At 38.1% G+C, this 23,436-nt stretch carries 20 protein-coding genes and 1 other RNA gene; 6 read left to right on the top strand and 15 right to left on the bottom strand.

The window, feature by feature from the left end:
- Window position 1: 1 nt before the first annotated feature.
- From F2A31_RS11155 to F2A31_RS11175, 5 genes are all read right to left on the bottom strand, one after another.
- Window positions 2–910: an SDR family NAD(P)-dependent oxidoreductase gene (locus F2A31_RS11155; RefSeq protein WP_150026437.1), complete on the bottom strand. Its 909-nt coding sequence runs from the start codon at window positions 908–910 to the stop codon at window positions 2–4.
- Between the two features lie 100 nt (window positions 911–1,010).
- Entirely contained in the window at window positions 1,011–1,775 is a 765-nt protein-coding gene (locus F2A31_RS11160) for an SDR family oxidoreductase (RefSeq protein WP_150026438.1), read from the bottom strand.
- A gap of 85 nt (window positions 1,776–1,860) precedes the next feature.
- Complete coding sequence (locus tag F2A31_RS11165; protein WP_150026439.1) at window positions 1,861–2,553, bottom strand: histidine phosphatase family protein; 693 nt, start codon at window positions 2,551–2,553, stop codon at window positions 1,861–1,863.
- A gap of 20 nt (window positions 2,554–2,573) precedes the next feature.
- A complete protein-coding gene (locus F2A31_RS11170) occupies window positions 2,574–3,635 on the bottom strand; it encodes a phosphotransferase family protein (protein ID WP_150026440.1) in 1,062 nt (353 codons plus the stop codon).
- On the bottom strand, window positions 3,635–4,891 hold the full coding sequence (locus tag F2A31_RS11175; protein ID WP_150026441.1) for an acyl-CoA dehydrogenase family protein: 1,257 nt from the start codon (window positions 4,889–4,891) through the stop codon (window positions 3,635–3,637). The genes F2A31_RS11170 and F2A31_RS11175 overlap by 1 nt, the downstream gene beginning before the upstream one ends.
- Before the next feature lie 82 nt (window positions 4,892–4,973).
- Here F2A31_RS11175 and F2A31_RS11180 point away from each other — a divergent pair, with 82 nt between their 5' ends.
- From F2A31_RS11180 to F2A31_RS11190, 3 genes are all read left to right on the top strand, one after another.
- Window positions 4,974–5,954 carry a LysR family transcriptional regulator gene (locus tag F2A31_RS11180; protein WP_150027791.1) on the top strand — a complete coding sequence of 327 codons (981 nt, stop codon included), beginning with the start codon at window positions 4,974–4,976 and terminating at the stop codon, window positions 5,952–5,954.
- A gap of 163 nt (window positions 5,955–6,117) precedes the next feature.
- On the top strand, window positions 6,118–7,737 hold the full coding sequence (locus F2A31_RS11185) for an AMP-binding protein (RefSeq protein ID WP_150026442.1): 1,620 nt from the start codon (window positions 6,118–6,120) through the stop codon (window positions 7,735–7,737).
- 52 nt (window positions 7,738–7,789) lie between these two features.
- Window positions 7,790–8,653 carry an acyl-CoA thioesterase gene (locus F2A31_RS11190; RefSeq protein WP_150026443.1) on the top strand — a complete coding sequence of 288 codons (864 nt, stop codon included), beginning with the start codon at window positions 7,790–7,792 and terminating at the stop codon, window positions 8,651–8,653.
- 54 nt (window positions 8,654–8,707) lie between these two features.
- Here the strand turns inward: F2A31_RS11190 and F2A31_RS11195 are convergent, their stop codons facing one another.
- The 7 genes from F2A31_RS11195 to F2A31_RS11225 all read right to left on the bottom strand — a co-directional run bounded on the left by F2A31_RS11195 (window position 8,708) and on the right by F2A31_RS11225 (window position 17,637).
- Complete coding sequence (locus tag F2A31_RS11195; RefSeq protein ID WP_150026444.1) at window positions 8,708–10,510, bottom strand: acyl-CoA dehydrogenase C-terminal domain-containing protein; 1,803 nt, start codon at window positions 10,508–10,510, stop codon at window positions 8,708–8,710.
- Between the two features lie 557 nt (window positions 10,511–11,067).
- Window positions 11,068–11,253 (bottom strand): hypothetical protein, encoded by a 186-nt coding sequence (locus tag F2A31_RS11200; protein ID WP_215899253.1) that lies wholly within the window; start codon window positions 11,251–11,253, stop codon window positions 11,068–11,070.
- Window positions 11,254–11,382: 129 nt separating this feature from the next.
- Window positions 11,383–11,742: a transfer-messenger RNA gene (gene ssrA, locus F2A31_RS11205) on the bottom strand.
- A gap of 164 nt (window positions 11,743–11,906) precedes the next feature.
- A complete protein-coding gene (gene ggt / locus F2A31_RS11210) occupies window positions 11,907–13,901 on the bottom strand; it encodes a gamma-glutamyltransferase (RefSeq protein WP_150026445.1) in 1,995 nt (664 codons plus the stop codon).
- 314 nt (window positions 13,902–14,215) lie between these two features.
- Window positions 14,216–15,742 carry a DHA2 family efflux MFS transporter permease subunit gene (locus F2A31_RS11215; protein WP_150026446.1) on the bottom strand — a complete coding sequence of 509 codons (1,527 nt, stop codon included), beginning with the start codon at window positions 15,740–15,742 and terminating at the stop codon, window positions 14,216–14,218.
- A gap of 6 nt (window positions 15,743–15,748) precedes the next feature.
- Window positions 15,749–16,897, bottom strand: a complete 1,149-nt coding sequence (locus F2A31_RS11220; protein ID WP_150026447.1) for an HlyD family efflux transporter periplasmic adaptor subunit — start codon at window positions 16,895–16,897, stop codon at window positions 15,749–15,751.
- A 242-nt stretch (window positions 16,898–17,139) separates the two neighbouring features.
- On the bottom strand, window positions 17,140–17,637 hold the full coding sequence (locus tag F2A31_RS11225; protein WP_150026448.1) for a thioesterase family protein: 498 nt from the start codon (window positions 17,635–17,637) through the stop codon (window positions 17,140–17,142).
- 171 nt (window positions 17,638–17,808) lie between these two features.
- On the opposite strand from F2A31_RS11225, the gene hemB reads away from it, so the two are divergent.
- Together hemB and thiO are read left to right on the top strand one after the other, a co-directional pair.
- Window positions 17,809–18,822: a porphobilinogen synthase gene (gene hemB / locus F2A31_RS11230; protein WP_150026449.1), complete on the top strand. Its 1,014-nt coding sequence runs from the start codon at window positions 17,809–17,811 to the stop codon at window positions 18,820–18,822.
- A 346-nt stretch (window positions 18,823–19,168) separates the two neighbouring features.
- On the top strand, window positions 19,169–20,302 hold the full coding sequence (gene thiO / locus F2A31_RS11235) for a glycine oxidase ThiO (protein WP_150026450.1): 1,134 nt from the start codon (window positions 19,169–19,171) through the stop codon (window positions 20,300–20,302).
- On the opposite strand, the gene F2A31_RS11240 is transcribed toward thiO, so the two are convergent.
- Together F2A31_RS11240 and F2A31_RS11245 are read right to left on the bottom strand one after the other, a co-directional pair.
- A complete protein-coding gene (locus tag F2A31_RS11240) occupies window positions 20,276–21,184 on the bottom strand; it encodes a TIGR01777 family oxidoreductase (protein WP_150026451.1) in 909 nt (302 codons plus the stop codon). The genes thiO and F2A31_RS11240 overlap by 27 nt on opposite strands.
- Before the next feature lie 75 nt (window positions 21,185–21,259).
- Entirely contained in the window at window positions 21,260–21,706 is a 447-nt protein-coding gene (locus tag F2A31_RS11245; RefSeq protein WP_100833388.1) for an ABZJ_00895 family protein, read from the bottom strand.
- A gap of 304 nt (window positions 21,707–22,010) precedes the next feature.
- On the opposite strand from F2A31_RS11245, the gene F2A31_RS11250 reads away from it, so the two are divergent.
- Window positions 22,011–22,388, top strand: coding sequence for a VOC family protein (locus tag F2A31_RS11250; protein ID WP_150026452.1), 378 nt, complete (start codon window positions 22,011–22,013; stop codon window positions 22,386–22,388).
- 26 nt (window positions 22,389–22,414) lie between these two features.
- On the opposite strand, the gene F2A31_RS11255 is transcribed toward F2A31_RS11250, so the two are convergent.
- Window positions 22,415–23,197 (bottom strand): crotonase/enoyl-CoA hydratase family protein, encoded by a 783-nt coding sequence (locus F2A31_RS11255; protein WP_150026453.1) that lies wholly within the window; start codon window positions 23,195–23,197, stop codon window positions 22,415–22,417.
- Between the last annotated feature and the right edge of the window lie 239 nt (window positions 23,198–23,436).

The raw sequence follows: 23,436 nt of genomic DNA on the forward strand, positions 1-23,436 counted from the left end.
TTTATTCCCCTACTTGTAAACCAGCTTTTTTCAGTTCGAGATTACCCTGAGCAAAACCTGTCATCGGGATAAACTCACCTGTACGATCAGAGACTTCAGTTAATCTGTCTGCCAGTACATGCGGTGTCTGTTCATCATTCCCGATATAAATACCTGGAGTCATTGTGATATGGGCCGCTTCAAAACTCCCAGCTCCTGCACATAGGATCATTCTTGTAGGAGCTTCTTCACTAACAAGTACGGCTACTGCTGGACTGACTGCACCTGGGGCCAGTGCCTTAAGAGACTTTTCAGGTAAAAGCCCTTCTAACATACGAGTCGCGGCTGTTGGAGCAAGACAATTCACTCGAACATTATACTTCTCACCTTCGAGAGATAATGTTTGCATCAAACCAACCAAAGCCATTTTTGCAGCGCTATAGTTAGATTGACCAAAATTTCCATATAAACCTGAAGAAGATGTTGTCATGACTATACGGCCATATTTTTGCTCACGCATAATATCCCATACAGCTTTAGTACAATTGACTGCTCCCATCAAATGTACGTCCACAACTGTTCGAAAATCCTCTAAAGACATTTTAGTAAAAGTTTTATCACGAAGAATTCCAGCATTATTCACTAAAATATCTACACGTCCCCAACGAGCAATTGTTTCCTTTACCATCTCTTCTACTTGAGTAGCATCAGTCACTGATGCGCCATTTGCAAAAGCTTCTCCACCAGCATTAATAATTTCGTCAACCACCCTTTGAGCTGCTGCTGTTGAACCACCATTTCCATTCACATCGCTACCTAAATCGTTTACAACAACTTTTGCACCCAAACGAGCTAGTAATAAAGCATGTTCTCTTCCTAAGCCTGCACCAGCACCTGTCACGATCGCTACTCGATTCTTTAAATTAATCATTTGTTCATCCTTAAAATAGTTATCAATATTTTGAAATCATTAACGCTTATGTTTCAAAAATGAGTTCCTATAGTCAAAAAGTATATAAATATACTAATTTTTATAGGGTTAACCCACCATCTACAACAATACATTCCCCATTGGTATAACTTGAAGCATCAGAGACAAGATATAAAACGGTTCCCGCCATTTCACGAGGCTCAGCATGACGGCGTAATGGAATATCACTCATTAATTTTTCATATAGTTCAGGATCATTGAACAAAGCACCCGCAAATTTAGTTTTTGTGAAACCTGGGAGTAGCGCATTAACACGTATACCGAACGGACCACATTCTTTTGCAAAGGTCTTGGTCATATTAATTACAGCAGCTTTTGTAATTGAGTAAATCCCTTGCTTATCGCCAGGTTGTAACCCATTTATTGATGCAGTATTTACTATCACACCACCACCTTGCTGCTTCATCATTTTTCCAGCTTCAATTGACATGAAAAAATAACCCCGAATATTAACTTCAACTGTTTTGTTATAAGCTGCTAAATCGGTATCTAAAACATGACCAAAATATGGATTTGCGGCAGCATTATTCACTAGAATATCGAGTCGCCCATGTTTATTGCGAATATGTTCAAAAATTATTGAAATATCATCCATTTTCCCAACATGGCATGCGAAAGCCTCAGCTGCTCCTCCTTTTGCATTAATCTCTTCAGCTACTCTTTCACAATCATCAATCTTGCGACTTGAAACGATTACATGTGCTCCTTGTTCTGCTAACAACTTAGCAATTTCTTCACCAATACCTCGGCTAGCGCCAGTAACTAATGCTATTTTTCCCGTTAAATCGAAAAGATTCGTTGCCATGTCTACTTCCTTAATTTCGTGTTCTGATAAAATTTACGAACAGTTCTTAAACGATATAAATGTCCATATAATTTAATGAAATGCATCAATGCCAAGTTAGCAAATTAACTCCATATTCACGGAAATGCTGATGTTCATTCATACTTAAAATATTATGACGTTTACTGTCACTTAAAATTTGGGTAACGCCACAATTAACCATTGACCAATTCAACTCAAAAGTTGCTTGATCACTTAATCCCATTAATGATTGGATAATTACTGATATAACGCCACCAGAACTAAAAACAACTACATTTTTTCCTTTGGAGTCATTCACAATTTCAGTAAATGCTTGTATACAACGTTGCTGAAATGCTTTCCAAGTTTCAACATATTCAGCATCATAAAATCCTGATTGCCAACGTTGCATCGCCTCAGAAAATATTATCCCCATTGTTTTTACGGGATTTGAAGAATTCTTGATGATATGCATAAGTTCCTGTTTCGTTGCATATTTATTCTTGTCTAAATTTAGTAATATTTCCTCATGATCAAACTCATTGAAGCCTGAATGTGAGATCGCCATTAGAGGTGAATGCATTTCTGCCAAGCAATATTGCGCTGTTTCTTTATGCCTCTCCATCTCTCCTCTCCAAGCACGATCAAAAGGCTTTGCTTGGTTATCAAAAACTCGACCTAGAACCCTAGCTTGTTCCGTTCCTTTGATTGATAATTGATCATAATTTTCCACCCCCCAAGAGGCTTGTCCATGCCGAACAAGTGTAATTAAAGCCATGTTTAATTTCCTTATCCTTGTTAATGTGATTGCCATGTAAGTTGTAAACAACGTACGAACATCGCTTCAACAAAAACTCCAAAATTCTTAAAAGCTGGATTCTGCGTTTCTTTATGGTAAAAACGGTAATAAATTTGTTGAACAATGACCGCTAATCTGAATAAACCAAAAACCTCGTAAAACTTCCAGTTGTCTGTTTTTAGACCAGTTTTTTCAAAATAATATTGCACTACTTCTTTGCGAGATAACATGCCTTTCATATGGGTCGGCTGTCTTCGCATTGATTTCAAAGTGACACTATCATCCTCTTCTACCCAGTAAGCTAAAGCACAGCCTAAATCCATTAAAGGATCCCCTAAGGTTGCCATCTCCCAATCTAAAACGCCTATAAGTTCAGTCGGGTTATTAGGATCCAAAATGACGTTATCAAACCGCCAATCATTATGAATAACGCATGTTTTTACATCTTCAGGAATATTACTTAAAAGCCATTGTCGAATCGAATCAAAACTCGGAACATCTGGCGTACGTGCTTTTTCGTATCGATTGTCCCAACCTTCCACTTGACGACGACAATATCCTTCTCCTTTTCCCAATGTTTCCAAATCAGTTCCCTGATAAGAGACTTGATGCAAATCAATCAATGCATCAATGACGTTGATACACAATTTATTTATATTGCGTGGAGCAAGGTTTATTCCTTCTGGCAAATTGGCTCTTGGAATTATCCCTTCTATACGATCCATTAAATAAAAATCACACCCAATGACATTCTGATCATTACAAAGAGCGACCATTTTAGGAACCAGAGGATACTGTGATTTAAGAGCTTTCTGCACACGAAATTCACGAACCATATCATGTGCAGACTTTGCTTTTGTGCCTGCTGGTGGGCGACGTAAAATTAAATCTCGATTTTCATATTGAATACGATACGTCCAATTTGAGGCCCCGCCTGCATACTGGGTGACAACAGGAACACCGAATAATTCAATATTCTGTTTTCTCAACCATTCTTCAACCGCAAGAATATCTAATTCCTCACCTTGACGTACTCGTCCTCCAATATCAATCATTGACATTACGCAACCTTCCCTGGAATATTTTTTTGACCATAACCACGTTTTTTTAATTCAATTCTTGTAATGACCCTTTTATGTACTTCATCAGGACCATCTGCAAGTCGTAATGTCCGGGCAGCTCCAAAAAAACGGGCTAAAGGCGTATCATCCGAAACCCCCATGCCGCCATGAATTTGTATAGCCATATCCATCACTTGCTGCATTACATTAGGTGCGATGACTTTTATGGCTGAAATTTCGGTCATTGCTTCTGTGTTACCAACCGTATCCATTTTCCACGCAGCATATAAGGTCATTAAACGAGCTTGAGCAATTGCAATACGTGCATCCGCCACTTTCTCTTTATTACCACCTAGCTCTAGAATAGGTTTCCCAAAAGCAACTCGAGACATTCCACGGTCTATCATTAACTCTAAAGCCCGTTCTGCCGCCCCCACACAACGCATACAATGATGGATACGTCCAGGACCTAGACGCCCTTGAGCAATTGCAAATCCTTGTCCTGGTCCGCCAATAAAGTTTTCAATTGGAACACGAACATTCGTAAAACTAACCTCACCATGTCCATGGGGAGCATCAATATCACCAAAAATTGGCAGCATTCTTTCAATTTTCACTCCTGGGACATTTATTGGCACTAAAACCATTGAGTGTTGCTGATGATGTCCTTTAGATGGATCAGGGGTATGAGCCATAAAAATAAGAATTTTAGCATTAGGATCTCCTAAACCAGAGGACCACCATTTACGTCCGTTTAAAACAATTTCGTTCCCTTCAACAATAGCGGTAGCTTGCATATTAGTTGCATCGCTTGAAGCAACTTCTGGTTCTGTCATACAAAATACTGAACGAATCTCTCCTTTCAATAATGGTTCTAACCACTCTTTCTTTTGAGCCTCACTCCCATAACGCCACAGCACCTCCATATTTCCAGTGTCTGGAGCACTACAGTTAAAAACCATTGGTGCTAAAAAACTACGTCCAGTCTGTTCAGCTATGTGTGCATATTCTTGAATACACAATCCTACTCCCAATTTTTCATCAGGCAGAAACATATTCCACAAACCTGCTTTTTTTGCTTTTGCTTTTAATACTTCTAATGTTACTGGCCATTTCCATGTGGTCCAATCCTTTGGATCACATGTATTATGTACTTCTTTCCAAAACTCATCTTCAATCGGTGCGATTTCTGTTTCCATAAACTTTTTGGTTTTTTCTAAATATTCCTGTCCCTTACGACTAAGCTCGAAATTCATTTTGTTGTCTCTGCTATTTGGTATTTGCTTAGCGTACCCAACTTTGTATAATGAATAAAATGAATTGATTTTATGGTTAATCATGCACAATTTTAATGATAAAGTGATTTCTCTTGCTCGGATTGATTTAAATTTATTTCGTGTTTTTGCAATGATTTATAAAGAAAGAAATCTAACAAGAGCCAGTGAACAACTATTTTTAAGCCAGCCCGCTGTAAGCCATGCGCTATCTCGCTTACGAGAGCATTTTGACGATCCATTATTTATTCGGGATGGTCATGGCGTAGTACCATCTACATTGGCCAAACGTTTATGGCCACAAATATCAGAAGCACTCAATCTTATACATCTAGCTCTTCAAAGCACTCATAATTTCGAACCCGAACGAGATTTAAAACAATTAACAATAGCAATGAATGATGAGTTTGAACCTATTATTTTTCCTAGAATTGTTCAATGGTTCTCTAAATTCATACCAGATCTACAAGTGATTAGTGTCCGTATTGATCGAAAAAATTTAAGACATGAACTTTCCTCAGGACGAATTGATTTTGCAATTGATGTTACTCACACAATAGAAAAAGGGATTGCGCAAGAACGCTGTATGAAAGATAAATTTGTCATAATGTGTCAATCACAACATCCAATTTTAAAACAAGGATTAAGTAAAGATAACTATTTAACATCACAGCACATAACGGTTTCGACACGTCCAACTGGTAGAGTTTTTGAAGATTTCATTCTATCCAAACAAGGTTTAAAGAGATTAATTAGACTACGTTGTCAACAATACGAAACCGCCATCAAAATGTTAGCTCAATCGCAATATTTATTAACAATATCAAACTGCCAAGCACTCCATCTTAAAAAACATCATGCTGATATAGAGATTCGCCCTTTACCTATAAATATAGAAGGATATGAAATGAATCTATATTGGGATGATGAAAAGTCCAATGAACAAGAAACGATTTGGTGTAAAACTCAACTCTTAGAGATTATGAAAGAACTACAAGCTCTTTTAAATCAAAATAATGAGAGTGGAGAATTCATCACTATTTAGCTAAAAAATAATTTTTAAAAAGCTAATTTCATGACTATCTATATAGAAAGAGAAATCTTAGAAGATAACTCTCATGCATAATTTATTATCAATGATATTCATTTTATTCATCCTTAAAAAAATATTAAGCTCCATTGAATCTCAAGGAAGATAGGATGTATTAATGAAAAAAGTTTGGTTGAACACTTATCACGACGCTGGTATTCCAGAAGAAATTAGCTTACCTGCTGAGAATACCTCTATAGTAGATATTTTTGAAAGAAATTGTAGGGAGTTTGGTCATAAAACCGCTTACATTTTCATGGATAAAAAGATGAGTTATCTACAAATAGAAAAAGCGTCATTACGGTTAGCCACTTTTTTTCAATCTCTAGGACTAAAAAAAGGCACTCGTGTGGCAGTAATGCTTCCCAACCTCTTACAGTATCCAATTTCAGTAATGGGTATTCTCCGCACAGGTTTAATTTTGGTCAATGTCAATCCACTTTACACGCCGAGAGAACTTGAACATCAATTAAAAGATTCGGGTGCAGAAGTCTTAATTGTATTAAATACTCTGAAAAACACCTTTGATCAGATTTCTGCAAATACATCCATAAAGTATGTTATCACAACAGAAATTACAGACTTAGTTGAAGATGAAATTGTCCAACATGATCAAGTAACGGGTTGTTTTTCTTTCACATCGGTATTAGAACATCCCGAGGAGGGCTTTTGTAAACCTGAAATAGGATTAGCCGATACAGCAGTATTACAATATACAGGTGGCACAACTGGCGTTTCAAAAGGAGCTGAATTAACTCATTTAAATTTGGTTGCTAATCTCTTACAAAATAATGCTATTTTCGGACCAGTATTACTTTCAGGCAATCAAGATCAGCAGAATATGATTTGTGCTTTACCTTTGTATCATATTTTCGCTTTCCAACTTTCAATGGTTTCACAATATGTAGGTTTCGCTTGTGTATTAATCTTGAACCCAAAAGATACGAGTGGTCTTATAAATGAAATGATTAAATATCCCCCTGTATTGTTCCCTTCTGTAAACACACTAACCAATGCTTTAATCAATCATGAAGCTATTAAAAAAGTAAACTTTAGTCATCTCAAGTTGGGAACAAGTGGAGGTATGGCAACACTTCCATCAACTGCCGAAGCATGGCATCGCTTAACGAATAAACCTTTACTTGAAGGTTATGGTTTATCTGAAACGTCACCTGTAGCAACAGTCAATCCGCCTAATATTTATTCATTTACAGGAAAAATTGGTATTCCTCTTCCTTCTACCGAAATTTCTATCGTTGATGAAAATGGACAAGATGTTCCATTAAACCAAGAAGGCGAAATCGCGATTAGAGGTCCCCAAGTAATGAAAGGTTATTGGAATCGCCCTGAAGAAACAGCTCAGGTAATGACCTCAAATGGTTATTTCCGTACTGGTGATATTGGGGTAATGGATTCTCAGGGTTTTATTAAAATTGTTGATAGAAAAAAAGATATGATTTTAGTATCTGGCTTCAATGTTTATCCTAATGAAATAGAGGAAGTTGTTAGTAGACATCCTAAAGTTTTAGAAGTTGCAGCAATAGGTGTCATTGATAAAAAAAGCGGTGAAGTTCCCAAGCTTTTTATTGTAAAAAAAGAAACTGACTTAACTAAAGATGATATTTTTGAATTTATTTCTGATAAATTGACAGCATATAAGCAACCTAAATATATAGAATTCCTAGAGGAACTTCCAAAATCTAATGTCGGTAAAATATTGCGTAAAGAGTTAAGATAAATTTTTCTTGCATCAAAGCTTTTGAGAATTAAATAAAAATATGAATATACAGATGAATAACCTTACTCAAGAATTGATCGAACTTTTTAATCTTAGAAAAGTTGATGATTTGTTATTTCAAGGACAGTGTACTCAGATATTTGGTTCTCATTTATTTGGTGGCCAGTTATTGGGGCAAGCTCTGATTGCAGCAGCAAGAACGACTCATCAACCTGCCCATTCTTTACATGCCTATTTTCTACAAAGTGGCGTCACAAATAAACCTATTATTTATCAAATCGCAAAACTGCAAGATGGAAAAAGTTTTGCACGAAGAGAGATTAAGGCTATCCAAGATGGAAAAGTGATTTTTATAGCACTCGCATCTTTTACCCATAATGAACTTGGTCTAGATTATCAATGTGAACAAAAAAATGAATATCTCCACCCTGATAAATTAATTAGTGAACAAGAACATAAAATTAAAATCATTGATCACGTTCCAGATTCTAATTTAAAATCTTTTATAGAACCTTTTCAAATTAAAATTCATCCTACTCATTTTTTAAATCCCTTTGCACCTGAAAAGGTAGACAATTACGCAGAATATTTCAAAACATATGATGAAATACCATCTGAGGTAGATTCTATTATTTTACATCAAGCTATTACGGCTTATTACTCAGATTACAACCTACTTTCAATTTCTCTATTACAGCATGGTTTAAGCTATCTCTCTAATAATATAATGAGTGCTAGTTTAGATCATGCTATTTATTTTCATCGACCTTTCCGTACCGATGAATGGTCTCTTTATGAGCTTGACTGTTCGACAAGCAGCCAAGGTAAAGGTCTAAATTTTGGGAAAATTTGGCAAAATGAAAAACTAGTTTGTAGCACTATTCAAGAAAGCCTAATGCGCAAGAAAAACAGATAATATTGATTTAAATTTACAGCAAATAAAACACAATATTTGCTGTAAATTTATACCTTAATCAAACTTAAACTGATGTGGAGATAATTTAAACAAGGATTTTGTTTGGCTTTTTATCAACTCAGCATGTACTAAAGTCCTTGGTAAAATTCGCTCAAAGTAAAATTCTGCGGTAGCGATTTTTGCTGGATAAAATTCATCTGTGCTTTCTTGGCTGATTTTATCCTGAGCAGCCATCGCCATTTTCAACCATAAATATGCAAAAATAACATAACTTGAAAAATAGAGATAATCTACAGAAATTGTTCCCACCTCAACAGGGTTACTAGACAGTTCCTCTTGGATATATGTTGTTAGTTCATGCCACTCTTTTACTAAGTTCTCTAATTTTATATACATAGAGGCGATTTCTTCATGCTGTGGTATATGCTGTGTTTCTTCCTTAATTTCCTCTATGAGCAATTTAATTAATTCCCCTTTACTTCCTAAAACTTTTCTAAATAATAAATCAATTGATTGAATTTCCGTAGTGCCTTCATATAATGTTGAAATACGGACATCTCGTGCAATTTGTTCCATACCATGTTCAGCGATGTAGCCATGCCCCCCAAATACCTGCATTCCATTCTTTGCAGATTCAACCCCCATTTCTGTCATAAATGCTTTAGCAATAGGTGTAAGTAGAGCCAATTTATCCTCAGCAATTTTCTTTTCGGACTCATCATTAGATAATTTAGCAATATCAACATAAACAGATAAGTAATAAGCTAATGCACGTGATCCTTCTGCAAAAACTTTTTGGGTCAATAACATATTACGTACAGCAGGATGCACAATAATTGGATCGGCTGATAATTCAGGGTTTTGTGGACCTGATAATGAGCGCATTGCCAATCGATCTTTAGCGTAAGCTAAGGCCCCTTGATATGAGGATTCACTTGCTGCTAAACCTTGAATAGCAGTACCAATACGAGCCGAGTTCATAAATGTGAACATACAATGTAATCCACGATTTTCAGGGCCAATCAAGAATCCTTTTGCATTATCAAAACTTAGAGCACATGTTGCATTTCCATGTATTCCCATTTTATGTTCAAGAGCACTACAAACAACCCCATTTCGATCTAAAATATTACCATCTTGATCTATATTGAATTTTGGGACAATAAATAAAGAGATACCTTTAGTACCAGCAGGAGCATTCGGTAAGCGAGCTAATACAATGTGAACAATATTTTGTGATAAATCATGTTCTCCAGCTGAAATAAAGATTTTTTCGCCACTTATAACATAGCTGCCGTCATTATTTGGAAGCGCTTTTGTTCTAATTAGTCCTAAATCAGAACCCGCATGTGATTCTGTGAGGCACATAGTTCCTGTCCATACACCTGAAATTAATTTTGGTAAATAGTTTTTCTTTTGTTCGTCAGTTCCATGATGTTCAATCGTACTCATTGCTCCATGTGATAGACCTGGATACATTCCCCAAGCCCAATTGCATGAAGTTAGAATTTCTGAGATTGCGATCCACAATAAAGATGGAAAACCTTGTCCACCATAAGCTTCATCTCCCGTTAATGCTGGAAAACCCAATTCGACATATTTTTTATAAGCCTCTTTAAAACCATCAGGTGTAGTTACGATTCCATTTCTTAGTTTACAACCTTGTTGATCCCCTACACGATTCAATGGATATAATTCGTTTTCACAGAAATCAGCGGCAACTTGTAAATATTGATCCACAATTTCAGAATTCATCTTATCCTTACTTTGTGGATATCTTTCATAAATCTTCTCAAAATTTATAAAGTCATTTAAAACGAAATTTATATCACGAAGTGGTGAAATATAGTTTGGCATGTTTTCCCTTCTCTTGTGACGTGGAAATTCTATTTCCAATAGCATTTTTCATTAAATAGATAAATTCCCCTAAATATAGCAAATTACAAAAACAGTAAAAAATAAACAATATTAATGATTATATATTTATATAATTCATTTTATTCAAAGTAAAAATCGTGATATCAAGAACATTTTAGCCATAAATCAACCTTAGAAATAAAGCAATAAATTAAAAAATCCTATATACAAAAATAAATATTGTTTTTTATTTAGACCAAAATTTAAGAGCATACTCCCTGAACATTAGATCCACTCAATTTCCAAAAAAAATTAGAAAATCATCAGAGTTTAAATCTCGTTCCATCATTAAACAAAAGATACAGAGTAAATAAAACTACTCAATATCTTTAAGTTTAAAAAATATTTAAATTTATATATAATTTATCTAAGCACTTCAAAACACACTATTAATTAAAATATCCATACTCACCCATTTTTGGCTAGAGTTTCCACGACCTCATCCGCCGCGCTTGAAGGGATTCAACATAAATAGCTTGTTGTAAGTACCCTAAATGCTACCCCTTATGAGCTAAAGCCGCTTCTACATAATCACGAGCAAAATCTAATTCTCTCAGTTCTTTTGAAAAGATATGTTTGAAGCCATGAAGTATTTGTTTACCTTGATAACTAATACTCTTTAGGGCTTTATTAAACATATTGTTAGATATAGGTTTACTTTGGTCACGACGACTTTTAAACAAATAAATACTATTCCACAATAGATTCTTTCATGCGACGCCATATAGCGGTATAAAAAAAGCCCTAATCATTGATGATTAAGGCTTTATAACTCATATACAATCATATAATGGTATATAAGTTTAAGTATTTGGTGGAGGTGGCGGGAGTCGAACCCGCGTCCGCCAGCACTACACTCGAGAATACTACATGCTTAGATATCGTCTATTGTTTTAACACCAAGTGACCCGACGAACAGGGTACAAAGTGCGATCCTCTAAGTTTGGTATAAAGCCCCGAGGCTTGACTCTATACGGACTTGTGTGCGTGCGCTTCGGTCGGGTTCCTAGACCACAAGTATTCTAGGAAGCGGACAAGCGGCCCTTAGGCAGCTAGAGCGTAAGTTTCGTCGTTTGCGACTATTTAAATGCAAATTTTATTTACGAGAGAAAATGCGCTCTCGGCATGCATCTATGAGTTTCATCACCAGCGTCGAAGCCAGAGACACCCCCAAAGTACAGCGCAATCATAGCATAGATCACCAGAATTAAAATCTTAATTTCTAACCAATCAGCAAAATATGCGCTTATATTCCTATATCGTTCCTCAACTTGTTATTTCAAGGTCTACATATAAAAAAAGCCACCTTCATAAAGGCAGCTTTTTTTAATGTGAGCTATAACGCCCCATTTCCTAAAATAATTCCTTCACGGCGAGGGTCTACCCCACCTGCATATTTGCTTTGATTATCAATATTCACTTTCATAATCGTAGCAATCCCACTCGTTTGTGCTGTATTAGAGACTCCATGTCCCTTTGCCTTCAAACCTTCAATCAGCTCAAGCAAAGACAATTGATCATTAGAGCTATCAATATTAGTATTTGGACTATTGGTTGCACCGAAGTTAACCAAAGATGTAGCCTGTTGTGCATTTAAGTCCCAGTCTAATACACCAATCAACGTTTTCACGACATATTGAATAATTGTACCTCCACCTGGTGAACCAGTTGCCATATAAAACTCATCAGGTGTCGTTCCTTTAAATACCAATGTTGGCGCCATTGTACTTCGTGGACGTTTACCACCTTCTACACGGTTAGCAACCAGTGCGCCTGTATTGTCATAAGGATAAGCACTAAAATCAGTTAATTGATTTGATAATAAGAAACCATCGACCATATGGAATGAACCCATACTCGATTCGACTGTTGATGTCATTGAAACCACATTGCCATAGGTATCTACAATAGTGAACTGAGTAGTACCATGTTCAACTGTGGTATCAATCCCCGAATTTGAATCGAAGTTGCCTGCTTGTGCTATCCCCATACTTTGATTCGGATCAATCAGCCCGGCGCGTTGTTTTAAATAATTTTTATCAAGCAAACTCACAATACCCTTTGCTGGCAGAGGAACATAATCGGTATCTGCCACATACTTATCTCGATCAGCATATGCCAAGCGCTCAGCCTCAGAAATAAAATGAACTCCCATTACATCAGGTATTCCCCCCTCATTTTCTGGATTTTGGGGTAAATACTTAGCCATATCAAAGTTTTCTAAAATACCGAGCGTTTGCGCTACAGCTATCCCGCCTGATGATGGAGGAGGCATGGTACAAACATAATAACGGTCACGGTAAGTTGTACAAATTGGTGTCCGCTTTTTAACTTGATAATTCGACAAATCCTGTAAAGTCATCAAACTCGGAGTGATCGGTGTACGAGCGATATCATCTCCTATTGTCTGTCCTGCTTTAGCAACAATATTCTGGGCAATGGGTCCACTGTACATGGCTTTTGCACCTTGTGAGGCCAATGCTTCAAGTGTTTTTGCATAGGCTTTATTCGTCATGGTTTCACCTACCTTTCTAGGTGTACCATCTGGATAAAAATAAGTTGCCATCGCATTGGCATCGAGCGACAAATTATTTGCATTACTTACGATCGCATCCGCCAAACGTCCCGGAATACGAAAACCATTGTCGGCCAAGTGAATTGCTTCATCAAAAAGCTGGTTCCACTTAAGTTTACCGTGTTCTTTCTGAGCTTGTTCTAGTAAACGCATTACACCTGGTACACCAATCGATCGACCACTACGACGGGCACTGGGTACAGGCGCTGGCGAATTTGGATCATCCAGATTTTGGCGAATTAAATAATACTCATTCGCTGCAGCTGGTGCGGTTTCTCGACCATCATAAGCAGTTACACGTTTAGTGTTTGCATCGTAGTACATCATAAAACCACTACCTGCAATGGTACTCGATTGTGGTTCAACTAACCCCAAGACAGCTTGTACAGCAACAGCTGCATCAACAGCAGTTCCTCCTGCTTTTAAAATCTCACATCCTGCTTTTACTGCGAGTGGTGTATTTGCAACCACCATATATTTATCTGCATATTTCACTGTATTGTTTAAACGATAACCTGAAGCCCCTTCCGGTGCCGCTGGATCGCCATTCTGATCTGATCCCACAACAACACTCGAGCCATCCTGTATCAGTTTGCTACAACTGGTTGGGTCTTGATCAATCATTAGGTTTGGTTTTGTAGGATTGCCAGTATTTGAACCATTATTTGATTGATCTGATGTGGAGTTATTCCCACATCCTGGTAATAAACCAACAGCGAATAAACTGCTGAAAAAAACTAAATATCTAGGATTCACGTGATAACTCCACTATATAAACTTGCCTATCCATGCAATTGTCATGCAAGTTTCTTTATTTTCAGGCATGACAGTTTTTAATATCTGATAAAAATTAACTTTTAATAATATTCAATGATTTTGAGTTTTATATCCAACATTCAGCGATACTCCTCCTTATATTTTACGTACTATCTTTATAGCTTCCGATAAGATTCTGGCATGCTTTCTTTAAAATAAAACAAGCAAAATCTATCAATTCTGAGGTATGACACTATTTTTATACATAAAAAAAGCACCTCAAAAGAGATGCTTTCTTATTTCTCTCTAAATTGTTAGTGTGTGGGTAAATTCTCTGTTATCCGCTTCGGTTTAGGATTTAACCAAATCAAAATACTGGCAAATGCAAACACAATAGCCAGAATCATAAATACATGATTGGCTGAGATAGTAATGGCCTCTTTATCTACCAAATTTGCAATCATGCCTAGAGTTGCATCAGAGGAAAACCCATTTTGCATCAAAGTATTCTGTACGTCCTGCGGATGTAAGCTATTGACCATTTCACTACGCGTGACTTTGGCATGATCATCCCAAATCGTGACAGCAATAGATGCGCCGATTGCTCCTGCCATCGTTCTTAAAAAATTCATTAAACCTGCTGCAGATGCCATTTCTTGAGGCAAGACTGAACCCATCGCAATATTGGACAGAGGAATAAAGAAGAATGGTACAGCAAAACCCTGCAAAATCTGTGGCCATGCCAACGCCATAAAATCGGCATCTGTGACCCAAAATGCGCGCATCAAAGTCACGACACCCAGCAAGGCTAAACCAAAACTGGCTAATGCACGTGGATCGTATTTCGTTGCCAGTTTTGCCACAATCGGCGACATGGTTAAACTACCAAACCCCATAGTTGCAGTCAGATAACCTGCCCATGTAGCGGTATAGCCCAAGTTGATTTGTAACCATTGGGGAATCAAAACAATACTGCCAAAGAATGAGCCAAAGCCAAAGGCTAAAGCAAGTACAGAAATGCTAAAACCACGATGCCGGAACACATATAAATTTACAACAGGATGCTTTTCGGTCAACTCCCAAATCATGAACACGATGAAACCGATTACGGCGACTAGAGCGAGCATAATAATACTGCTACTGTTAAACCAATCTCGCTCATGTCCAAGATCAAGCATCAACTGCAATGCTCCGATCCACAGCACCAACAAACCTAAACCTATCGCATCAATCCGTAGTTTTTCAGTTTTGGTTTCAGCCACTTTTAATAAACGACTTGCAGCGAATACACAGAAAATACCGACAGGAATATTAATAAAGAATATCCAATGCCAAGACAAATTATCACTAATTAAACCACCAAGAATAGGCCCTAAAATCGGCCCAACCACGGTCGTCATCGCCCAAAGACCCATGGCTTGTGAGTGCTTTTCTGGTGGGAATATCCGCATCAACAAAGTTTGGCTCAAAGGCATGAGTGGACCACCACATACCCCCTGTCCGATGCGGAAAAACACCAACATTTCCAGTGAAGTCGCCAAGCCACAAAGGAATGAAAAAATAGTAAAACCAATTAATCCAAAGATGAAAACACGAACGGTACCAAAGCGTCCTGCTAACCATCCCGTTAAGGGCACACAGATCGCTTCCGCAACAGCATAAGAGGTAATCACCCATGTGCCTTGTGAGCTGGAAACAGCCAAATTCCCTGTAATATGTGGAACTGAAACATTGGCAATTGTGGTATCTAAGACCACCATAAAATTTGAAAGTGCAATGACAAAAGCAGCAAGCAGTAAGCGCCCACCACTCAGTTCAGCAAAAGGATTTTGAGTTTTCATAGCTGATTACTTCGATGCGAGATCAATATCCGCTTGCATCGACAACCCCACCCTCAATGGATGTTCAGCCAGTTCTTTAGGATCAAGCGAAATTCGCACAGGCAAACGCTGTACCACCTTAATCCAATTACCTGTTGCATTTTGAGCTGGAATCAATGCAAAAGCTGCACCAGTACCCCCAGAAAAACCTTGCACTGTCCCGTGATAAATCACATCACCACCATACAGATCTGAGGTTAAAGAAACCTTTTGCCCAGCTTTTACTTTGGCAAGTTGGCTTTCTTTAAAATTGGCATCTACATATAAATCAGAAACTGGGACAACAGACATCATCACGGTACCTGGTGCAACACGTTGTCCAATCTGGATATTACGGCGTGCAATCACACCATCAACAGGCGCGCGGATAAGCGTCCGTTCTAAATCAAGTTGTGCTTGATCGACATGTGCTTTTGCCACAAGAACGTCAGGTGTTGAAGCCTCATTTACACCCTGAATCAACGCTTCATTTGCCGCCAAGGTACTTTCGGCAGCTTTACGACTTGAAGTTGCCTGAGCCAAACCTGCTTCTGCCAACTCAAGGCTCGCCTTCGCGGTTGATACCGCACTTTGTGCCTTGCTCAATTCTTCCTTTGAAATTGCTCCCGTAGCAGCCAACTCATTACGACGTTTGAGTTCTAATGAAGCACGGTCATAATCTGCTTGAGCTTTAGTGACTTGTGCTTGTGCACTACTAATTTCGTCATTACGCACCACCACTTGCGAATTTAAAGAACGACTATTGGCTTGGCTTTGTTTGTATTGACGCTGTGCTTTGGCTAGTTCAGCTTGTGCTTGCGCTAACTGAATTTTGGCATCACGCTCATCAATTCGGACCAATACATCACCCCGTTTGACCTGTTGCGTATCTTTAACCAGCACTTCAGCCACTTGCCCGTTAACCATTGAGGTCACTTGTGCGGTTTCTGCACCAACATATGCATTATCTGTACTTACCGAATGATTGAAAAACAATGCCCAAATTGCATACAAAATAGCAGCGAGAATCAGAATAAGCATAAAGAACCCAAGAAATTTTTTACGCTTTACTTTCATTGCATTGTCTGTTGCAACATCTGAACTTATATTCTGCTGATTTGCTTGAGCATCATTCATACGTTATTCCTGAAAATTAAAACGACTTTTTAACTTTTGGTTTAATCAGCCGATCAGCTTAATTTTGGAAACTTAACTGAATGTTAAAATTGAACTCAAAAGACATATAAGATGCTTTAACTACTCTGAAAATCAGCAATGCCACTGCAAAAACATTAAATTGTTAATATTTATAATTATTTTTCGTAGATTTTTTAGCATAAAAAAAGCGCCACAAGACGCTTTCATATTCAATTTCAAACTTAGAATGCATAAGAAGCAATAGCCGTTGCAATCGGTTTCTCTTCATCATTGACCATGGTCATACGCATCGTGCATCCCTTACGCCCTAGACGTAAGGTTTCTGCACGAGCAATAAAATATTTACCTCGACCAGGCGATAGGTAATCCACTCGCATATCCACTGTCGCCAAGCGTGAGACTTTTTTAATCGTATCTGGTAAATCTTCAGGTGATGAACGACGGTAAAGTTGCTCCATCGCAACGACCCCACCGATACTGTCTAACATCGTTGCAGCCACACCACCATGCAAAATTTGGAATGCCACATTGCCGATCAATTCAGGCTGCATTTCAAAATACCCTTCGATCTGATCATCTACCACACGCATGACCATGCCACTGTACCTAAAAAAAGGACAGGCATTAAATGCTTTGCAGAGCTGTTTCAAGACTACATCATGATCAGCTTTTACGCCTAATTGAATATTTCCAGTCCAGTTTCTCTTTACATCATTCATACGCTGATAACATCCAAGGGAACGATAAATAACCCCATTATTTTGTACAAATCTAAAAATATAGGGCTACAATAGCGAAGTTTTTAATTGACTTAAGCTGCTAAGCTCTCCCTAGCATGACTTACAAAACTCAATTATACCTATAGTGTAATACTGAACATCGAGATTGTTATGACTTATACGTTCAATCGTCCCGCGTTCCCTGCGACTCGCATGCGCCGTATCCGTAAAAACGACCAACTCCGAGCAATGGTCAGTGAAACACAACTCACGACCGATCACTTGATTTATCCAGTATTTGTATTGCCAGGACAACAACAAACACAAGACATTCCGAGCATGCCAAATGTGCAACGTCTATCAGCTGATTTACTGCTCAAGAAAGCCGAAAGCTTATTAGAACTGGGTGTTTCAAAACTGGCACTCTTCCCTGTTACCCCCCAAGAAGACAAAAGCTTAACCGCAGAAGCGGCATGGCATGAAAATGGTCTAGTGCAAACCACTTGCCGTTTATTAAAAAAAGAACTACCAGAAATGGTACTCATCACAGATGGCGCACTTGATCCTTATACAACACATGGTCAAGACGGTATTATTGACGAGACAGGTTATGTCTTAAATGATGAAACAGTTGAATGCTTAGTCAAACAAGCACTAAGTCATGCGGAAGCGGGTGCAGATGTAGTTGCCCCAAGTGACATGATGGATGGACGAATTGCTGCCATTCGCCAAGCGTTGGAACAAAATGGTTTTATTTATACCAACATCATGGCGTATTCAGCAAAATACGCATCAAGCTTTTATGGTCCTTTCCGCGATGCAGTCGGTTCAGCAAGCAACTTAAAAGGCGGCAATAAATATAATTACCAAATGGACATCGGCAACCGTGCCGAAGCATTGCATGAAATCGCCCTTGATATTCAAGAAGGCGCAGACATGGTGATTGTCAAACCGGGTATGCCTTATCTTGATATCGTTCGTGAGGTGAAAGACACTTTTGGCGTGCCGACATTCATCTATCAGGTGAGTGGCGAATATGCCATGCTTGCGGGCGCGATTCAAAATGGTTGGTTATCTGACAGTGTGATTTTAGAATCATTGATGTGCTGCCGTCGTGCAGGTGCAGATGGTATCTGGACCTATTTTGCTGAAGAAGCAGCTCGTAAACTGAAAGAGATGAAATGATTAATATAACTTCAGTATAAAACCTTATACTGAGATTGGATACTCAGAAAAGTCATCCGCAACTGTTCGAGACAGGACTACATTTAAAAATGTATTGTTTCTGCGATCTATTAATCAAGCAAATGACAGTCAACGAGTTTTGTGGTGAGCTGCGATATAGCAGCGCAAGATGCCTTTCTTGCGAAGCGTTGCTTCTCATTTGGGCGAAACCAAAGTAAGTCCAGCTGAAAGCTTATCCTGCAATACGATATAAACTCGGCATGACTCCGCCATGCTCTTAATTTTAGTAATTTAAAATGGTTTAAATTAAGCTGAAATTAAACTATGACTTTGGTTTACCTTTATTATGCATATTGCCATCATTGGTGCAGGAATTAGCGGCTTAATGACTGCACTTGAGCTTGCTGAACACGGCTGTTCCGTCGATATTTTTGATCAACAACAAGCTGGTCAGGCCGCATCATGGGCAGGTGGTGGCATCCTCTCTCCAATGTATCCTTGGCGATATGCACCAGAGGTCAATCAACTTGCCCAATACGGCAAATCACTCTATCAATCATGGAATGAAAAACTCTACCCAATTACAGGTATAGATTTTCAAATCCACAACACAGGTATGTTGATCTTCGATCAAGAAGATTTTCAAACTGGATTAAATTACGCGACACAACACAATGAACCGATGCAGCAATGTGATCTGCTCAATCGCATACAGCTCGAAACCGTAAATCCACATATTTCAAAACAGTTTGATCAAGCAATTTACTTTCCTCAACTTGCCAATGTTCGCAATCCTCGCTTATTACAATCTTTGATTCATTATTTAAAGCAACATCCTTGCGTTCGCTTTTTTGAACATTGTATCGTTGAGAAACTGATCATTAAAAATAAAACCGTTCACGGTATAGAAACTGAAGATCATCAACAATATTTTGCTGATCAGGTGGTACTCACTTCAGGTGCATGGAGCAATTATTGGCAACAACAAGTTCAGCGAAAGATTCCTGTACATCCTGTACAAGGTCAAATGTTGTTATTTAAAAGCCCTGAGAATTGGTTACCGACGATGTGTATGAATCGCGTCATGTATTTAATCCCACGTCAGGACGGACATATTGTTTGTGGATCAAGTATGTCTGAATGCGGATTTAGTACAGCCGTCGATGCACAAACCCAACAAGATATTTTATCTGCTTGTTTGGAAATGGTCCCTGAGTTAGCACAATTCCCGATTGTAAAACGCTGGGCCGGTTTACGTCCAAGTTCGCCACATGGCATCCCCTACATCGGTGCGATGCCTGAGCTGAATCGTCTTTGGGCAAATTTCGGGCATTTCCGCAATGGGCTATGTATGGGTGCAGGATCAGCAAAACTCTTGGCGCAGCTCATGTTAGACCAAAAAACTTTTGTTGACCCACACGCCTACTCACCTGACCGATTGGCATGTGCTCAATTAGCAATCCGTGAGAATCTGAGTTAAGGCATCTTGTAAACTTGGATAGTTAAATCTAAAACCATGTGTCAATAAGGCTTGAGGCTGGACATATTGCCCGTTCAAGATCAACTGAGACTGTTCACCCAAAATGATTTCAAAAACACATTTTGGCATAGGAATAAATGGCTTACGTTTTAATAGCCTAGATGCTGTTTGCATAAAATGCTGCTGATTTGTCAACTCTGGTGCGACCACATTATAAATTTTTTGAGCGCTGTCTAAATGCATCAAGAATAAAATTGCATCTAATACATCTTGAATATGCACCCAGACAACAGGTTGTTGCCCTGTACCAATTTTTCCAACCATATTCAGTTTAATTGGTAAAAGCATTTGCGGCAGAATGCCTCCACCACGACCAAAAACAACACCTAAACGGATAATTTTAGTATTTTGCTGTCTAAATTTAAGTGCTGTTTGCTCCCATGCCTGACACAATTCAGACATAAAAATCGCTTGTGCGGGGGTATTTTCATCACAGATTGCAGTCCATTGTTCTTGTGGATCAATCCCGTAATAACCGATCGCTGAACCTGAAATAATGCACTTTGGATAAATATTTTGACGCTCTAACCAGTCATACAGCCGCTGCGTCATGTTGACTCGACTTTCAATCAATTGCTGTTTACGTTTTTCAGTCCAACGCTTTTCACCGATATTTTCACCCGCAAGATTAATTACAAAATCTATTTTTGAGGTGGTTATTTGTTCTAAATCATTGACCCATCTAAGCTGGGGGTGTTGAGATACTTTTTGCTTTTGTCGTGTCAGTGCGATCACATGATATTGCTGTTCTAATAAAAAAGGTAAAAGATGAGAGCCAATAAATCCACTCCCACCTGTTACCAATACCGTCATTTTTTGCATGGTACGGCCTGCTCAGCATAATACTTATTATAAATAGCTATAGCAGAATATCGAAGAATTACAAGTCAGCTTAAATTAAGCAAACATTTTAGCTGCCATACGTTGTGCTTGTTTACCATAAAACCAATAGGTGATCAGATATAATGGGATGGCTAACATCAACCACATGGCTAAAACAGTAAGTAAGAACTTAGGTTCTTGTAAGTACAATAAGAAATTTTGCCATACTTGGGGATCTCTTCGCGAAAAGAAATATAGTCCAGCCATCAAACCGATCAGGTTATATCCCCAAAAAATCAAAGAGAAAACCAATGTAAACCGTTTCTGCTCTTGAGCTGTTGGTGCACGGCGCTGTTGTCTTAAAAACTTGAATAAAACTAAAATGATCGCAATCAAATAAGGCATTGCGGTGAGGATACCACCTATACTATTTGGTAAAAATGCTGCCAGTACACCTGTGAGCAAAGTCAAAACCAAACAAATTATAAAAAACCATAAATAATACAAACGCAATGAAATCATACAGATAACCTTATAAGATTGGTTTCGAAAAATAATTATAAGTTTTTTTCAATTTTTTTTCATTTTAATGTCAACCAAAGCCAAACTCATGTCGTTATATAGGGTATAAGGTCGCAGCAACCGACGAACATTGCACGGCATCCGCAGTTTTTTTCGGTGACCTTTCATTATGACTCTCCATCTTTAACAATGGTTTTGTTAGCAGCCAGAACTTTTGATAAAGATTTTGACCGACGATTTCTCATCACTCGAATCGTCGGTTTTATTTTTTTATAATACCCAAAAAAATAAAACGGATAAAATTATGAATAGCATCATTTATTTTGAAATCCAATCTACAAACCCACAACGAGATACTGCTTTTTATCAATCTATTTTTGGCTGGAATTTTGAAAAAGTCGAAGGTTTACCCATTGAATATTATCGTATCGAAACAAAAGGGATTCACGGGGGGCTGTTAAAACGTCCTGTTACTACACCACCAACAGAATGCGGTACCAATGCCTATACCTGTACTATTGAAGTAGACAATTTTGACGAAACCGCAGCTAGAATTTTAAGCTTGGGTGGTATCGTCGCCATGGAAAAATTTGCGATTCCTGATCGTTGTTGGCAAGGCTATTTTCTCGACCTAGACAATAATGTCTTTGGTATATGTGAAATAGATGAGAATGCAATATAAACTACCGTACCAAGTCAGCCGCTATTTCATCGACCTTTAAACTGTGGTAAACGTCTTTCAAGCATGGCTCGAACACCCTCTTGAGCATCCTCAGATTCAAATAATGGTTTGAGGTAATTATCCATTTTATTAAAAGCAACCGTCTGTCCTAAAGTTACACCATCTGTTGCCGAAGCTAACAAAGCCTGCACAGCAAGCGGCGCAGCAATGCAAATCTCTTTGGCAACTTCGATTGCACGCTCAAGTTGCTTACCTTTTTCTACTACCTCAGAAACAAGATTCAACTCATTGGCTTTTTGAGTATCAAAGGTTTTGCCTGTAAGCAAATAAGGCATGGCTTTTTGCCAACCAGTTGCCTGTACAAAACGAATCGTCGCACCGCCAAAAGGCATAATTCCACGTAATACTTCGAGTTGACCAAATATCGTGTCTTCGCTAGCAATCACCACATCGGCATTCAGCATTAACTCAACACCAGCGGTATAGCAAAAACCCTGTACTGCAACCACAACTGGTTTGGTTCTATGTCGACCACCAACGCCCCAAGGATTGATTTGTGCTTCTTCAAAATTAAAAATGCCATGTGGAATTTTAGGTTGTAATTCCACTAGGTCTAGACCAGCAGTAAAATGATCACCATGCGCAAAAATGACAGCACAGCGTAATTCAGGATGATTCTCATATTCTGTTAATGCTAAAGATAAATCCTCAATCATATGACTATCAAATGCATTACGTTTTGCCACCCGATCTAAACCGATCAACATAATATGATCAATAATTTCACGGCTTACTTTCCCTAAACTCATTTTCTTCTTCCTTTTATTTAATTATTTCAATATCAAACTAGTTGACCATTTTAAAATGATCAATGTATATCGTGTATGGTCATAGATTCAGCTTACAACAAAACCATCAATTTAATAATCGATACATCATGGGTCTAGAAATAGCGATGATGCAATCCTAAAAAATCGGACCTTGAATCAGCATAATTACAAACACTTAGATGTTTTTTTATTATCTATGACCTCTTTTCATTTTATTT

This window comes from Acinetobacter suaedae, from assembly GCF_008630915.1.
Classification (GTDB): domain Bacteria; phylum Pseudomonadota; class Gammaproteobacteria; order Pseudomonadales; family Moraxellaceae; genus Acinetobacter; species Acinetobacter suaedae.

Excerpts from the sequence above, each read along its gene's own strand:
- F2A31_RS11155 (WP_150026437.1), bottom strand. The coding sequence starts at position 910 with ATGATTAATTTAAAGAATCGAGTAGCGATCGTGACAGGTGCTGGTGCA.
- F2A31_RS11160 (WP_150026438.1), bottom strand. The coding sequence starts at position 1,775 with ATGGCAACGAATCTTTTCGATTTAACGGGAAAAATAGCATTAGTTACT.
- F2A31_RS11165 (WP_150026439.1), bottom strand. The coding sequence starts at position 2,553 with ATGGCTTTAATTACACTTGTTCGGCATGGACAAGCCTCTTGGGGGGTG.
- F2A31_RS11170 (WP_150026440.1), bottom strand. The coding sequence starts at position 3,635 with ATGTCAATGATTGATATTGGAGGACGAGTACGTCAAGGTGAGGAATTA.
- F2A31_RS11175 (WP_150026441.1), bottom strand. The coding sequence starts at position 4,891 with ATGAATTTCGAGCTTAGTCGTAAGGGACAGGAATATTTAGAAAAAACC.
- F2A31_RS11180 (WP_150027791.1), top strand. The coding sequence starts at position 4,974 with ATGCACAATTTTAATGATAAAGTGATTTCTCTTGCTCGGATTGATTTA.
- F2A31_RS11185 (WP_150026442.1), top strand. The coding sequence starts at position 6,118 with ATGAAAAAAGTTTGGTTGAACACTTATCACGACGCTGGTATTCCAGAA.
- F2A31_RS11190 (WP_150026443.1), top strand. The coding sequence starts at position 7,790 with ATGAATAACCTTACTCAAGAATTGATCGAACTTTTTAATCTTAGAAAA.
- F2A31_RS11195 (WP_150026444.1), bottom strand. The coding sequence starts at position 10,510 with ATGCCAAACTATATTTCACCACTTCGTGATATAAATTTCGTTTTAAAT.
- F2A31_RS11215 (WP_150026446.1), bottom strand. The coding sequence starts at position 15,742 with ATGAAAACTCAAAATCCTTTTGCTGAACTGAGTGGTGGGCGCTTACTG.
- F2A31_RS11220 (WP_150026447.1), bottom strand. The coding sequence starts at position 16,897 with ATGAATGATGCTCAAGCAAATCAGCAGAATATAAGTTCAGATGTTGCA.
- F2A31_RS11225 (WP_150026448.1), bottom strand. The coding sequence starts at position 17,637 with ATGAATGATGTAAAGAGAAACTGGACTGGAAATATTCAATTAGGCGTA.
- hemB (WP_150026449.1), top strand. The coding sequence starts at position 17,809 with ATGACTTATACGTTCAATCGTCCCGCGTTCCCTGCGACTCGCATGCGC.
- thiO (WP_150026450.1), top strand. The coding sequence starts at position 19,169 with ATGCATATTGCCATCATTGGTGCAGGAATTAGCGGCTTAATGACTGCA.
- F2A31_RS11240 (WP_150026451.1), bottom strand. The coding sequence starts at position 21,184 with ATGCAAAAAATGACGGTATTGGTAACAGGTGGGAGTGGATTTATTGGC.
- F2A31_RS11245 (WP_100833388.1), bottom strand. The coding sequence starts at position 21,706 with ATGATTTCATTGCGTTTGTATTATTTATGGTTTTTTATAATTTGTTTG.
- F2A31_RS11250 (WP_150026452.1), top strand. The coding sequence starts at position 22,011 with ATGAATAGCATCATTTATTTTGAAATCCAATCTACAAACCCACAACGA.
- F2A31_RS11255 (WP_150026453.1), bottom strand. The coding sequence starts at position 23,197 with ATGAGTTTAGGGAAAGTAAGCCGTGAAATTATTGATCATATTATGTTG.